General features: G+C 48.5%; 14 protein-coding genes. All 14 read left to right on the top strand.

What is annotated here, in order from left to right:
• Window positions 1–121: 121 nt before the first annotated feature.
• The 14 genes from KNP88_RS02845 to mreD all read left to right on the top strand — a co-directional run bounded on the left by KNP88_RS02845 (window position 122) and on the right by mreD (window position 13,639).
• Window positions 122–1,456, top strand: a complete 1,335-nt coding sequence (locus tag KNP88_RS02845; RefSeq protein WP_251137102.1) for a VanW family protein — start codon at window positions 122–124, stop codon at window positions 1,454–1,456.
• A gap of 25 nt (window positions 1,457–1,481) precedes the next feature.
• Window positions 1,482–1,799 carry a hypothetical protein gene (locus tag KNP88_RS02840; protein WP_214766493.1) on the top strand — a complete coding sequence of 106 codons (318 nt, stop codon included), beginning with the start codon at window positions 1,482–1,484 and terminating at the stop codon, window positions 1,797–1,799.
• 8 nt (window positions 1,800–1,807) lie between these two features.
• On the top strand, window positions 1,808–3,472 hold the full coding sequence (locus tag KNP88_RS02835; RefSeq protein ID WP_214845184.1) for a GspE/PulE family protein: 1,665 nt from the start codon (window positions 1,808–1,810) through the stop codon (window positions 3,470–3,472).
• The gene (locus tag KNP88_RS02830; protein WP_159173032.1) at window positions 3,469–4,512 is read left to right on the top strand and encodes a type IV pilus twitching motility protein PilT; all 1,044 of its coding nucleotides are present in this window, start codon (window positions 3,469–3,471) and stop codon (window positions 4,510–4,512) included. Before KNP88_RS02835 ends, KNP88_RS02830 begins: the two co-directional genes overlap by 4 nt.
• A gap of 4 nt (window positions 4,513–4,516) precedes the next feature.
• Complete coding sequence (locus tag KNP88_RS02825; RefSeq protein WP_088837541.1) at window positions 4,517–5,734, top strand: type II secretion system F family protein; 1,218 nt, start codon at window positions 4,517–4,519, stop codon at window positions 5,732–5,734.
• Window positions 5,735–5,870: 136 nt separating this feature from the next.
• Window positions 5,871–6,395, top strand: coding sequence for a type II secretion system protein (locus KNP88_RS02820; RefSeq protein WP_214892199.1), 525 nt, complete (start codon window positions 5,871–5,873; stop codon window positions 6,393–6,395).
• Between the two features lie 71 nt (window positions 6,396–6,466).
• Window positions 6,467–7,222: a prepilin peptidase gene (locus KNP88_RS02815; protein WP_214892198.1), complete on the top strand. Its 756-nt coding sequence runs from the start codon at window positions 6,467–6,469 to the stop codon at window positions 7,220–7,222.
• Window positions 7,223–7,240: 18 nt separating this feature from the next.
• Window positions 7,241–8,962 carry a type IV pilus biogenesis protein PilM gene (locus KNP88_RS02810; protein WP_214892197.1) on the top strand — a complete coding sequence of 574 codons (1,722 nt, stop codon included), beginning with the start codon at window positions 7,241–7,243 and terminating at the stop codon, window positions 8,960–8,962.
• A complete protein-coding gene (locus KNP88_RS02805) occupies window positions 8,959–9,681 on the top strand; it encodes a hypothetical protein (RefSeq protein WP_214845176.1) in 723 nt (240 codons plus the stop codon). The genes KNP88_RS02810 and KNP88_RS02805 overlap by 4 nt, the downstream gene beginning before the upstream one ends.
• Window positions 9,682–9,788: 107 nt before the next feature.
• On the top strand, window positions 9,789–10,367 hold the full coding sequence (locus tag KNP88_RS02800; RefSeq protein ID WP_214892196.1) for a Maf family protein: 579 nt from the start codon (window positions 9,789–9,791) through the stop codon (window positions 10,365–10,367).
• Window positions 10,368–10,414: 47 nt separating this feature from the next.
• Window positions 10,415–11,047 (top strand): RadC family protein, encoded by a 633-nt coding sequence (radC, locus tag KNP88_RS02795; RefSeq protein WP_204251439.1) that lies wholly within the window; start codon window positions 10,415–10,417, stop codon window positions 11,045–11,047.
• A gap of 162 nt (window positions 11,048–11,209) precedes the next feature.
• Complete coding sequence (locus tag KNP88_RS02790; RefSeq protein WP_029331054.1) at window positions 11,210–12,244, top strand: rod shape-determining protein; 1,035 nt, start codon at window positions 11,210–11,212, stop codon at window positions 12,242–12,244.
• Window positions 12,245–12,258: 14 nt separating this feature from the next.
• Window positions 12,259–13,143, top strand: coding sequence for a rod shape-determining protein MreC (gene mreC, locus KNP88_RS02785; RefSeq protein WP_088837534.1), 885 nt, complete (start codon window positions 12,259–12,261; stop codon window positions 13,141–13,143).
• Window positions 13,136–13,639 (top strand): rod shape-determining protein MreD, encoded by a 504-nt coding sequence (mreD, locus tag KNP88_RS02780; RefSeq protein WP_088837533.1) that lies wholly within the window; start codon window positions 13,136–13,138, stop codon window positions 13,637–13,639. The genes mreC and mreD overlap by 8 nt, the downstream gene beginning before the upstream one ends.
• Window positions 13,640–13,641 lie beyond the last annotated feature (2 nt).

Raw genomic sequence — 13,641 nt, 5'->3', positions numbered from 1 at the left:
CGGTATGTATTCACACATGATGAAAGTTATTGTCAGGATAGGACTTATGTTTCATCATAATATTCATTATAATGGAAATACTAGACACCTGAAATGGTTATTTCATAAGGAAAGGAAACAGATGATGATAAATCCTAAACGTTTTGCAGTACATACGCTTCTTTTAGTCCTCTTGATTGCCTTAATCTATGTTCCTTCGTTTGCGCTGATTTCGTTTACGGGACAAGCAAGCGTCAGTGAAAAGTTTTCTGAAAGTGCGCGGATTGCCTCTGTTCCGGTTAGTGGTATGACACGGGAAGAAGCAAAACCCAAAGTTCAAAAAGCTATCACGACCTGGTCGAACAAAACGCCATTGACGATTGGGACGGGAGAAGAACTTGTTCCTGTTCCGACGACGCTCGTGACGTTTAAAGTGGATGAGGCCGTCGAAGCAGCTTCTTTAAAAAAGGGAGGCGACTTGGACATCACGCTTGACGAACCGGGCGTTCAAGCATTCCTCTCGACGCAACCGGTCGTATACACGCCGGAACAAACGACGGCATTTAAAGCATGGCTGACGAACATGGGACAACAACTTGAAGAAGGCAACTATGATCCGGCTGCCTCGACAACATCTCCATCAACGGAAGAAGTCGTTTCCTCGGTGTCCTTTACAACACGTTCAGTCGCCGAAGAACAGATGGTTGAGGCGATGACGCAAGTCGATTTAAAAGCCGGACAGTTGATGAATACGAAGACATACGGAATGGACGGTGTGGCGGCTTCATATATCGGCAGTAAACTATATGAACTTTTCGCAAAAACACCGTTTGAAATCGTCGAGCGGATGCCGCATGATCAATTGCCTGAGGGAATCACACTCGGCTACGATGTCCGAATTGATGAAAAAACAGATTTTGCCGTACGGAACACACAAGCAGTGAACTACCAGCTTGTCGCAACGAAAAATGGTAGTGACGTGACGCTTGAACTACGGGGAATGCCGTTCAAAGAAACGGTCACAGCAGTGCTTGAAGGTGAAAAATCAATTCCGTACCGGACGATCACCCGCTATTCAGCGACACTATCTGCTGGAACGACAAGTGATACACAGTCCGGATCGGAAGGGACATCGATTGAACTGTACCGCATCATCAAGTCGAACAAAGGCGAAGAGAAAATGCTGGTCGCACTTGATTTTTATGCCGCGACACCGGCAATCGTCACGAAGAGCAGTCAAGCGGAGCAAGCGCCGGTCGTCACACCACCTGCTGAAGATCCACAGGACGAGACGACGGATCAAACCGATGCTGAGTCTGATACGACGGATCAAACGGACCCAGAGTCAGATGTGACAAGTCCAGACGCACCGGCAACTCCTGATACACCGACGTCACCGGATACACCAGATGCTTCGACAGAAGGCGATCCAGCTTCTCCCACCGAAAGTGATACAGCGGAACCAGCAGTCGGCTAAAAATCAATAGAAAATGAGGGATCCTATGAACTGGACAGATTTAGCAATTGAGCTCGGAATCATTATTGGTCTGGCGACGATTATTTGTGGCTTGATGTTTGCGGTTCAAATCCCATTCATCGCGACGGCACGTGCGAAAGTTATTCTCTCGGTGATGGCACTTGTACTAGTGTTAGCACTTTACATGCTCGTCAAATTCGATTGGATGGCGAATCCGTTCGTCATTGCGGGATACATCGTCACACTCCTAATCGTTACAGCGATCACGAGTACGATTGACGAAAAACAACAACAGCGACCGACAGTACTTGATGAAGAAGAAACATGGCACGCGGAAGGGTGACGAACTAAATGGCAATGAAACGGAAACGTCTCGGCGAGATGCTGCTTGAAGAAAGTCTCGTCACGGAAACTCAGATTGAAGAAGCCTTGACGGTCAAACGACCGACTGAAAAATTAGGGGATGCGCTCTTACGATTAGGGCATTTGACGGAGCAACAACTACTCGAAGCGCTCCATCATCAATTGAAGATACCGATCATTCAACTGTATAACTATCCGGTCGACGTGGCTGTCACGAAGCTGATTTCAAAAGATCTTGCTCAGCGCCATACGCTCGTCCCGGTCTACCGGGAAGGCAACCGTTTATTCATTGCGATGGCGGATCCGCTCGATTTGATTGCGATTGATGACCTGCGGCTTCAGACGGGGTTGATGATTGAAGTCGGCATCGCGACACGCGATGAAATCCGCCGGACGATTTTAAAGTATTACGATATCGATTCGTCACTCCGGGAGTTACTCGAATCCGATGAAATGATGGAGTCTGATGCGACGCGGGATGTCGTAACACGCGAAGATGCGCCAATCATTCGTCTCGTCAATCAAATTCTTGAAAACGGGATTTCCCAACGGGCGTCCGATGTCCACATGGATCCGCAGGAAACCTCCTTATCGATTCGGATTCGGATTGACGGGGAGCTGCGGACGGAGAACAACTACCCGAAACAAATTCAGAACATCTTGACGACCCGGATCAAGGTTATGAGTGAACTTGACATTACGGAATCACGCTTGCCGCAAGATGGACGGATCAAGTACATCTATAATGGTCTCGCCTACGATTTCCGTGTCTCGACACTTCCGACCGTTTATGGTGAGAAAGTCGTCATCCGGATTCTCGACAGCTCGAACTCGAATATCTCGATTTCGAAAATCGGATTTAGTGAACGCAATGAATCCCAGTTCCGGGAGATGCTGAAACGACCGAACGGCATCATCTTGATTACTGGACCGACAGGGTCTGGTAAGTCATCAACATTGTATGCGGCTCTAAACGAATTGAATGATGAGAGCCGTAACATCATTACGGTCGAAGATCCGGTCGAGTACCAAGTCGACGGCATCAATCAAGTTCAAGTGAACAGTAAGATCGGCTTGACGTTCGCGAGTGGGTTACGCTCGATCTTACGACAAGATCCGAACGTCGTCATGGTCGGAGAGATCCGTGATATTGAAACGGCGGAAATTTCGATTCGGGCCTCATTGACGGGACACCTTGTCCTGTCGACGTTGCACACGAACTCGGCCATCAGTTCGATCACCCGTCTGATTGACATGGGAGTTGAACCATTCCTTGTCGCGGCGTCGGTTACCGGATTGATTGCGCAACGTCTCGTCCGTCGCGTCTGTCGCGATTGCGGGGAAGTCCAACCCCTTTCAAAACGCGAACAAGAGTTGTTTGCGCAAGAAGGAATCGAAGCGACGACCGTCATGCGCGGACGCGGCTGTTCGTCTTGTAACATGACGGGGTACCGGGGGCGACTCGCGATTCAGGAAGTCGTCATGATCGATGAAGTATTGCGACGGATGATTATGAACCAATCGACGGAAAGCGAAATTACGATGTACGTCAAGTCGCAAGGTCAACGGTTCCTGTTAGCGGATGGACTGACAAAAGTCGCCCAAGGAATTACGACGACGGAAGAAATCTTACGGACGGTGATATCAGAATGAGTACGATGGAACGCGCACAAATCGAAGACATTCTCAGATCGTCAAAAGAAAAAGGGGCTTCTGACGTCCATTTGACGGCAGGGTCTCCCCCCGTCTTTCGCGTCAATGGAACATTGATTGCTTACGGGACGGATAAACTCAAGCCGGTCATCATCGACGGGTTCGTTCAGTCGCTGATTACCGAGGAAATGTACCTGCAGCTTAAACAGGATCGTGACATCGACTTTTCCTTTGGTGTGACGGGTGTCGCCCGTTACCGCGTCAATTGTTTTTATCAACGTGGTGCACTCTCAATGGCTTTTCGAACGATTCCGACTGAAGTGCCGACACTCGAACAATTATCGTTGCCTCCTGTCCTCAAACGGTTTTTAACGAAACCGCATGGCTTGATTCTCGTCACGGGACCGACCGGGTCAGGGAAGTCGACGACACTCGCTGCGATGATCAACGAAATCAATCAGACGATGTATAAACGCATCATTACGCTCGAGGATCCGATTGAATACTTACATAGTCATCATAAAAGTTTGATTGACCAACGTGAAATCGGCATTGATGCCCCACGATTCGCGAGTGGCTTACGTTCTGCACTCCGTCAGGATCCGGATGTGATTTTGCTTGGTGAGATGCGCGACTTAGAGACGATTTCGACGGCAGTCACAGCTGCAGAGACGGGACATCTCGTCTTCGCGACCGTCCATACGTCGACCGCTGCCTCGACAGTCAGTCGGATCATCGATGTTTTTCCATCGGAGCAACAGGATCAAATTCGCGCCCAACTGGCAAATGTCCTGGCGGGTGTCGTCTCGCAACGCTTGATGCCCCGGTCCGATGGTACAGGCAGGGTCGCGGCTCTTGAAATCATGGTCGAGACACCAGCCGTCTCAAACTTGATTCGCACAGGTAAGGAATATCAGATTCAATCCGTTTTGCAGACCGGAAAACAGTATGGGATGCAGACGATGCAAATGGCCTTACAAGACTTAGTTAGTCGGGGACTGATCCCAGCATCAGCCGCGACACCTTACATATCGGGGTGAGCAGATGGCAGTATTCATGTATGAAGGTCGGACGATGGCCGGTAAACGGAAAAAAGGTAAGATTACAGCATTAACGAAACGGGAGGCGGCAGAACGTCTCCGGACAGAACAAATCGCCGTCACATCACTTGAGAAACAAGAATCAAAAGGCTTAAATACCGAGATCACATTCTTAACGGCAAAACCGAAAATCGAACACTTAGTCATGTACGCACGTCAATTTGCGACGCTCGTCCGGTCCGGTGTCTCAATCGTTAAAGCGACCGAAATATTACGGAAACAAACAGAATCGAAGCCGCTCGAGCGGGCACTCGTCGAAGTCGAAGATGATTTACGGAGTGGGATTCAATTTTCGCAAGCGATTGAGAAACATCCGCGCGTCTTTGATACATTCTTCGTCAGTATGGCGATGGCGGGTGAGGCGAGCGGGAATTTAGAAGAAGCCCTTGATAACATCGTCACCCAGCTTCAAAAACAGTACGAGATTAAACGGAAAGTCATTTCGGCATTGATTTATCCGGCCGTCGTTTCAATTGTCGCGATTGGTGTCGTCGTCTTCCTGATGTTGAACGTCGTCCCGACGTTCGCGTCGATTTTCGATCAACTCGGAAGCGAACTTCCGTTAATCACGAAACTTGTTGTTGCCGTATCGGACTTTTTTGTCGCTTACTGGTGGGTCTTGTTGCTTGTTGCCTTCGGATTGCTCGGTCTGCTGTATTTTAATTTAAAAAATGAACGGCAACGGGTCATCTTCGACAGCTTACTGTTAATGTTGCCGGTCTTCGGACCATTGATTCAAAAGTCACAGATTGCTTTGATGACGCGGGGACTCGCTGTGTTACTGAATGCATCGGTCCCGATTCTTGCTTCGCTCGACATTACGGAGCGAATCGTCACGAACCGAATCATCCGTAAAGGAATCGCCGGTGCGAATGAAGCGATGTCGCGCGGGATTCCGATGCACGAACCATTAGAAAAAAACAAATATTTCCCACCTCTCGTGACACAGATGATTGCCATCGGGGAGGAGTCTGGGCGCCTGGACTCCATGCTGACAGAGGTCGCAGACTTTTATGAGACGGAAGTTGAAACAACGACGGATCGCTTGAAGTCAATCATCGAGCCGCTATTGATTGTCGTCCTCGCCGCAATCGTTGGTGTCATCGTCATCGCCGTCGTCGTCCCGATGTTCAAAATCTATTCGGATATCCAGGGCGAATAACAACTGCGAAATCATTTACCTGTTGTCTAAAAAAGACATAATTAACTAAAATTATGGTGCTACTATAATAGTATTCATATGGATAGTATTACCTATACATCGAACTCAGAAAAAAGCACTAGGGAGGAATACTAAAATGTTAGAACGGTTCAAAGAAATTTGGTTAGATGCAAAACAAATGCGCGATGAGCGGGGCTTGACGTTGATCGAGTTACTCGTCGTCGTCGTTATCCTCGGAATTATTGCCGCAATCGCGGTAGTAGCGATTGGCGGATTGATTGAAAACTCACGTAAGGATGCAGTCGTATCCGATGCGAAACAATTAGTAGCGGCGGCGAAGTTGTATACATCTTCAAATCCAATTCAACCTGGTGAAAAGGTTAAATTAGGGATAAATGATGGTGGGAACCCTATCACAACTAAGGATGCAGTTACGACTGGTACTGGAGCTCCTAGAGAAGATTCACTTGGTAAATATATTGATGATATGAAAGATCCATTAAACTCTGACAATGATTATAAATCTTCTTATGTAGTAGTTACTGAGACAAAAGGTAAATACACTTACTCTGTTACGCTACTAAGTGAAAAATCAGCGAACGCTTACTTTACTAATAAAACACCGGCTGAATTGAAACGCTCAGCAATCGTGGTCAACTAAGTATAGTTAATATTTATGCTACCCCCACCTTGGGGGTTTTTTTCTGAAGTTTTTTAAGAAAGGAGCCTAACATGACAATCGTTTTTACAGTCTATTTTTTCATTATTGGCATGTTGATCACGTCGTTTACAAATGTCGTCGGTCTCCGGATTCCGGTGGGGGAATCGATTGTGCGACCACGCTCGCATTGCCCGAATTGTGGTCACGTCCTCGGAGCGCTCGAACTGACGCCGGTCATCGGCTATCTCGCTTTACGCGGAAAATGCCGCGACTGCCAACTGCCGATTTCCGCGAAGTATCCAGCGCTGGAACTGCTTGGTGGCGTGCTTTACGCCTATGCGTTCTATCAATTCGGATGGTCGATGCAATTCGTGTTGACACTTGTCCTGACGAGCCTGTTATTCATCCTCGTCATGTCGGACCTTGCCTACATGCTCGTCCCGAATAAAATATTACTCTTCTTTTTACCGATTAGTCTGATAGTTCGCTACCTTTCTCCATACGAGAACTGGTATAATCCAATTATTGGCGGAATCGTCGGTTTTAGTTTATTGTTTGCAATCTTTCTCGCATCACGCCAAGGGATGGGCGCAGGGGACGTCAAACTGTTTGGTTTACTCGGTATTTTTCTCGGACCACTCGACGTCGTGATTGCCTTATTCGTCTCGGCATTTGTCGGTTCTGTCATTGGACTGACACTGCTCGGATTGAAGCGCGTCGAACGCAAGCAACCGATTCCCTTCGTCCCGTCGATTGCGATCGGGACATTACTCACTTATTATTTCGCGGACGATTGGGTGACGTTATACCTCGATCTGTTCCTATGAGAAAGGACGAACCTACATATGGCGCAAGCTAGGCGTAGAGGTACATATATTTATTTCAACTTCACGGATGTCGCCGTCTTCGGCGCCGTCGTCAAGAACGGTATCATCAAACGACGCGCTGTTGCGTCCCTGCCTGCCGGGACACTCCAAGGTGGATGGTTGCAACCGGAAGCGTCACTTGATTTGATTTTTGACAGCCTGTTGACGAAATTGAAGGTTCCACGAGGTTCGCAAGCTGTCCTTGCCCTCGATGGTTCACTCGTCCTTGCCCGAAAACTTGAAATCCCGGAGTCGGTCGAGACGAATCAAATCCGCGGGTACTTGTTCATGGAGCTTGGTCACAGTATCGTCCTGCCGTTTGAAGAACCGTACTTCGATTACACTCTGCTCGAAGAAGATGGCAAACGGGAAATCATGCTGTATGCGTCACCGAACGAAGCGATTCAACAATACATGCAATTGTTTAAGCAAAAGCACCTGCGGCTTGTCGCAGCTGAACCGCAACCGCTCGCTACGTTTTTCGGAATCGAGTCGCTCTATGAAGTCGAAGACAGTAGCAGCGTCTTGATTTGGAACGTCAATGCGACGAATCATCAACTGATCATCATCGAAGACAAAGTGCCGCGCTTAATCCGTTCCGTCGATACGTTCAGTTCGAATGCCTGGGAAGTTGAGGTGATGGAGGATCGTCTCCATTACCGGTATCGCTTAGATGACGCACAAGTCGAAATGACACTTGACGAAATGCTGCTCGAATTTTCACGTGTGCTCGATTTCTACCGGTTTTCGCTCGCACGCGACCAACGGGAAATCAGCCGTGTCATTCTAGCGGGAGACTTCCCGTTCCAGGAGGAGCTCGTCAAACGGTTCGAAGCGAATTTTGATCTCCGACTCGAACAGCTTCCGGAGCAGCTCGAAGTCGCGCCACAACCGATTCCGCGTGCGTATTTACCGCTGATCGGACTCGCGATTCCACAAAAAACTCGAATCAATCTGTTACCAGAGAACGACGTCATGCCGAAGTTTCCGCTCGTCGCGTCGCTCGTCCTGTTGTTATTTGGCGGAATGATTGGCGGCTACTTGTTCTGGCAAACGGACCAGTTCGCGGACCGGATCGAGACAGCAAACAATCAAGTACAAATCGTTCGTGCCCTTCAGGCGGAATCGGCACAATCAGCGAAACAAGAAATTGCCCAATTGAAGCAGACCGTCGACGGATTAGAGGAGACGCCGCGCCCGGCAGTCCCGACGCTTGAACGGATTACCCGCTACTTACCGGAACGCGGCTACATCTTACAGTTCGCCTATGGTGCCGATCATCTCGTGACGATGAATGCGCAATTCGAAACACTGGAAGAATTGAACGGTTTTTATCGTCAACTCTTGACGGATGACGTCTTTACAGGAGTTTCATTGACAGGTATCACGACAAAGACAATGAACGAAGAGGCAGATGTCGTCACGTCGACAACGATCGATCCGGCGACAGGGGAAGAAATTCCGACGACGACGATTACACCATCGGCTGATGAAAAAACGGAAGAACCGCGTTACATCGGTCAATTCACGTTGTCAGTCTTACCGGCGGAGGTCGTCAAAGGTGAAACGAATGAAGCGAATCCGGATGTACCAAAAGAAGATGGCGAGACGGAGTCGGCAACGCCAGACGGTGAAGTGACACCGGAAGACGGAACAGGCGAAGTCGTCTCGACCGAGATTGAGGAGGTGGAGGATAATTGAAGCGCTATAGTAGTTACCTTCTCCTCGGATTGACGCTCCTGCTCGTAATTGGAGGAGTCGCCTATTTCGGTTATACGACCTATACGACGTACCAAGAATTGAATGAAACGGAAGCGACGCTTGACCGGGAACAGATGGCCCTCGAAATCGCAAAAGCGAATGAGCAAAAAGTCGATGTCGCTGAATCAAGCTTCTTACAGAAAAAAGTGCCTGTCCTCCCGGCGAATGATGACGTCATCGACGCCATCAATGCCTCGAGTCAAATCGCAGGAGTCAAAGTCCAGTCGATTACGTTCAGCCAAACGGATGTTGCACCTGCTCCGGTCGTCGAGTCGACACCGGTCGTCGACGGAGCGATGGCGACAGAGTCTGACATCGATGCAGATGGAGCACAAGCACCCGTCGCGACGACGGCCGCGACACCGCTTCCGGCATCGTTATCCGTCGAAGCACCATCCTATCTCGAACTGATGGCATTCCTTAAACAAATCGAACGGACGGATCGGATTACGATCTTGCGTCAGATTCAATTGACGGGGCCGGATGAACCGGGTGCCGGAAGTGAGACGATTCTTCTTGACGATGAGATGATGGCGTTTACGATTGAAATCGAGACGTATTACCGACCTGATCTAACACAACTCGTTCCAGATAAGAAGACACCACTCAAGGAGACGACCCCGAAATCAGATCCCTTTGTCGATGTCACAGGAAATTAGTTTGGAAACAAGTGCTTCCCTTCACGGGAGAGGCACTTGTTTTTCGTTATACTACTCGTTGAGTGAATTAAGCTAGTTCGAAATCTATCAGAAAGAGCGTGATACTAATGGTAACGCAACCACCCTTGATTCTTGCTTCGGCGTCTCCGCGCCGGACACAGCTTTTGGACCAAATCGGAATACAGCATGAGGTGCGTCCTGCTGACGTCGTCGAAGTAGCGCCCTATCCGATGGCGCCTGCCGAATATGTCGCCTACTTATCCAATAAAAAAGCACGTGCTGTTGCTAAGGCGGATGAAATCATTCTGGCGGCAGATACCGTCGTGTCGATTGACGGTTTGATTTTGGAAAAACCGCTCAATCGCTTAGCCGCAAAGCAGATGTTGCGTCAATTATCTGGTCGGACCCACCATGTCTTGACGGGCGTGACGATTGTGATGAATGATCATGTCGAAACATTTACCGTGACGACAGAAGTCCGTTTTGCCAAATTGTCGCAGGACTGGATTATGCGCTACACGGAGACGGATGAGCCGTATGATAAAGCCGGTGGATACGGCATCCAGGCGGTCGGAGGATTATTCGTCGAAGCGATTGCAGGCGATTATTACAATGTCGTCGGATTACCGATTCATCCGATTGCGAAACGACTCGAAGCATTCGGAATCAAGCCGGAATTTGCGTAACGCCTATTAAAGAGAGGTCGGATGCAGTGATTGAATTGCCGAAGGATATGATTCAACTAAAAGGGCTGACCCGTGCGACGACAGTCGAATTGCTAGCATGTCTCGTCCGAAGTGGAACGAGAAATCAATCGCCGCTTGAAATCGCGGAAGAATTACTTGATCGTCATCCCTCGTTGATTGAGCTTGAGGCAGCGGGAGTCGGAGGACTGGAGAAGTCACCCGGCGTCGGCAAGGCGAAGGCGCTCCAAATCATGGCGGGACTCGAGCTCGGCCGCCGGCTCGTCACAGAACCGAAGTGGGTCCGACCGGTCGTTCGTTCACCGGAGGATGCAGCGGAGCTGTTGTTAGAAGAGATGCGCCTGTATCAACAGGAACATTTCATCTGTCTGTATTTGAACACGAAAAACGAAGTCATTTCCAAAAAAACGCTGTTTATCGGCGGTCTCAATACGTCGATTGTTCACCCGCGCGACATATTTCGGGAAGCGATTCGCTGTTCGGCCGCTAGCTTCATCGCCGTCCATAATCATCCGTCTGGCGACCCGACGCCAAGCCGGGAAGATATCGAGGTGTCGGAACGGATGGTCGAGGCGGGCAGATTGATTGGAATCAGTTGTATCGATCACCTCGTCATCGGTCACGGACAATTTATTAGTATGAAACAACGCGGATTTATGTAAGAATAACGTCTGAGGGGGAAGTGGACTTCCTGACCTCAGGCGTTTTTATGTTTTGAAAAATAGGTGAACTGTAAACAAGCTGTAACGTTTTAGCGCTTTTCTAAGAGTGCTTTTCCGTTATAATTAGTGGAGTTGTATTTTCAGAGAGGGGTTTTTTGAATAATGTTTGGATCATTTAGCCGTGAAATCGGCATTGACTTAGGTACGGCAAACACGCTCGTTTATGTAAAGGGGCAAGGAATCGTTGTACGCGAACCTTCTGTTGTCGCTTTCCGTACCGATACAGGTAAGATTGAAGCAGTCGGGAACGCAGCGAAAAACATGATTGGACGGACACCGGGCAACGTGACGGCACGACGGCCGATGAAAGATGGCGTAATTGCTGATTATGAAACAACTGCGACGATGATCAAGTACTTCATGGATCAAGCGTCAAAGAAAAAAGGATTGTTCTCATCGAAAACGAACGTCATGATTTGTGTGCCAAGCGGCATCACGTCAGTAGAAAAACGTGCCGTTGAAGATGCAGCAAAACTTGCTGGCGCGCGTGAAGCCTACACGATTGAAGAACCATTCGCAGCAGCAATCGGTGCCGGTCTTCCAGTATCTGAACCAACAGGATCAATGGTCGTCGATATCGGTGGCGGAACGACGGAAGTCGCAGTCATCTCGCTTGGCGGCATCGTAACGAGTCAATCGATTCGTGTCGGTGGAGATGAAATGGATGAGTCAATCATTCGTTACATCAAATCGAAGTATAACTTGATGATCGGTGAACGGACGGCCGAGACACTCAAGATGACGATCGGTTACGCACGAATCGATGAAGAGTCAGAAAACGAAACGATGGAAATCCGTGGTCGCGACCTCGTCACAGGTCTTCCGAAACAAATCGAAGTAACGAGTGCAGAAATTTGCGACGCGTTATCCGATACGGTCGATGCGATTTTAGCAGGTGTCAAGCACACGCTTGAACAAACACCGCCGGAACTTTCGGCTGATGTCATGGACCGCGGAATCGTCTTGACAGGTGGCGGTGCGCTCCTTAAAAACCTTGATTCTGTCATCGAAGACGAAACACGTATCTTGACGCTTGTTGCTGAAAACGCACTCGATTGTGTCGCAATCGGTACAGGAAAATCACTTGAGATGATGAATGTCCTTCGTTCGAAATCAGGCATCTCACAAAAAAGATAAGGACGGGATGAGCGATGAAGCGATTTTTAAATAATCGAAAACTGCTCATCACACTCCTTAGTTTTCTCCTTTTGGTGATATTGATCGGTATTTCGTTGCAAGGGCGTAACCAATCCCACTGGTATCAAAGTTTTGTCCGTGATACCGTCGGGGTCGGTCAACGTCTTTTCGCGACACCGATTGGCTGGATTGATGATACGGTCACTTCGATTACAGAAGTGCGTGACGTGTATAAGGAAAATGAGTATTTAAAATCACGTTTAAATGACTATGCGGAAAATTCCGTCAAAGTTCGTGATTTAGAACGTGAGAATAAAGAGTTAAAAGATATGCTCGACCTGGGTGGCTCGATTCGCGACTATACGTTACTTCCAGCTGAAATGATTGGTCGCACACCGTCCGAGTGGCAACGTTTCGTGACCGTGAACATCGGCGAACAAAAAGGGGTCAAGTCCAATATGGCCGTCGTGACGGCAGATGGATTGATTGGACGCGTCATTCAGACGAGTGCCTACACTTCGCTCGTTCAGTTGTTATCTGACACGAGTCGTACGAACAATGTCTCAGCTGTTGCGGACGATACAAAAGGAAAAGGGGTCTTCGGAACGATTGAAGGGTTCGATGAGGAAACAAACTTGTTGAAATTCACGAAAATTCCGAATGACGCGAAGTTAAAAAAAGGGCAGATTGTCGCGACATCCGGTCTCGGAGGAAAATATCCAAGCGGTGTTGTCATCGGCAAAATCGAGGAAGTGAAGTCGGATAAATACGGTGCTTCGAAAATCGCATACGTCAAACCGGCAGCAGACTTCGAACAGTTTGGTCACGTCTTCGTGATTGAACGAGAGGCGGAGGAACCTTTCGCTGAGACCGATAAGGGAGGGGACACTAGTGAATAACGTCAAGTTGTTTTTCGCCGTGTTCCTTCTTTTTATCTTGGAAGGAACGATTTTTGCAGGTCCGCTCGGTGACGGGTCACCGTATGCGGTCCACCTGACTTTGATTGCCTTGATGTTTCTCGGACGCTACGGCAAAATCGAACAGGCACTTGGTTTCGGCTTAGTATTCGGTCTGTTATATGACTTCGTCTATTCCGATATCATCGGTATTTACTTATTTGCGTTATCTGCCATTCCGCTTTTTAGTAGCTTCGTGCTAAAATATGTAAAGGAGAACGTATTGACGATTATCGTCACCTTTACGTTCAGTGCCTTATTATTCGAATTTGATATTTATTTCTTTACGGCTTCGGTCTTAGGTGTCGATGTTCCGTTTAAAGAACTGGCGACACAAATCATTCCGAAGAGTCTCATTGCACAGCTGATCGGGATTATCATTCTGTATTATCCGATGACCCGACTCGTGCAATCCACACTTGACGAGAAAAGAGGATGAGT

This window comes from Exiguobacterium sp. H66 (assembly GCF_018618705.1).
Taxonomy (GTDB): domain Bacteria; phylum Bacillota; class Bacilli; order Exiguobacteriales; family Exiguobacteriaceae; genus Exiguobacterium_A; species Exiguobacterium_A oxidotolerans.
The sequence above is the reverse complement of the archived record's forward strand: the minus strand, read 5'-3'. Positions and strand labels throughout refer to the sequence as shown.

What these genes read in the sequence shown, in the direction of transcription:
- KNP88_RS02830 (WP_159173032.1), top strand. Translation starts at nt 3,469, where the DNA reads ATGAGTACGATGGAACGCGCACAAATCGAAGACATTCTCAGATCGTCA.
- radC (WP_204251439.1), top strand. Translation starts at nt 10,415, where the DNA reads ATGATTCAACTAAAAGGGCTGACCCGTGCGACGACAGTCGAATTGCTA.
- KNP88_RS02820 (WP_214892199.1), top strand. Translation starts at nt 5,871, where the DNA reads ATGTTAGAACGGTTCAAAGAAATTTGGTTAGATGCAAAACAAATGCGC.
- KNP88_RS02815 (WP_214892198.1), top strand. Translation starts at nt 6,467, where the DNA reads ATGACAATCGTTTTTACAGTCTATTTTTTCATTATTGGCATGTTGATC.
- KNP88_RS02825 (WP_088837541.1), top strand. Translation starts at nt 4,517, where the DNA reads ATGGCAGTATTCATGTATGAAGGTCGGACGATGGCCGGTAAACGGAAA.
- KNP88_RS02800 (WP_214892196.1), top strand. Translation starts at nt 9,789, where the DNA reads ATGGTAACGCAACCACCCTTGATTCTTGCTTCGGCGTCTCCGCGCCGG.
- KNP88_RS02790 (WP_029331054.1), top strand. Translation starts at nt 11,210, where the DNA reads ATGTTTGGATCATTTAGCCGTGAAATCGGCATTGACTTAGGTACGGCA.
- KNP88_RS02835 (WP_214845184.1), top strand. Translation starts at nt 1,808, where the DNA reads ATGGCAATGAAACGGAAACGTCTCGGCGAGATGCTGCTTGAAGAAAGT.
- KNP88_RS02840 (WP_214766493.1), top strand. Translation starts at nt 1,482, where the DNA reads ATGAACTGGACAGATTTAGCAATTGAGCTCGGAATCATTATTGGTCTG.
- mreC (WP_088837534.1), top strand. Translation starts at nt 12,259, where the DNA reads ATGAAGCGATTTTTAAATAATCGAAAACTGCTCATCACACTCCTTAGT.
- KNP88_RS02845 (WP_251137102.1), top strand. Translation starts at nt 122, where the DNA reads ATGATGATAAATCCTAAACGTTTTGCAGTACATACGCTTCTTTTAGTC.
- KNP88_RS02810 (WP_214892197.1), top strand. Translation starts at nt 7,241, where the DNA reads ATGGCGCAAGCTAGGCGTAGAGGTACATATATTTATTTCAACTTCACG.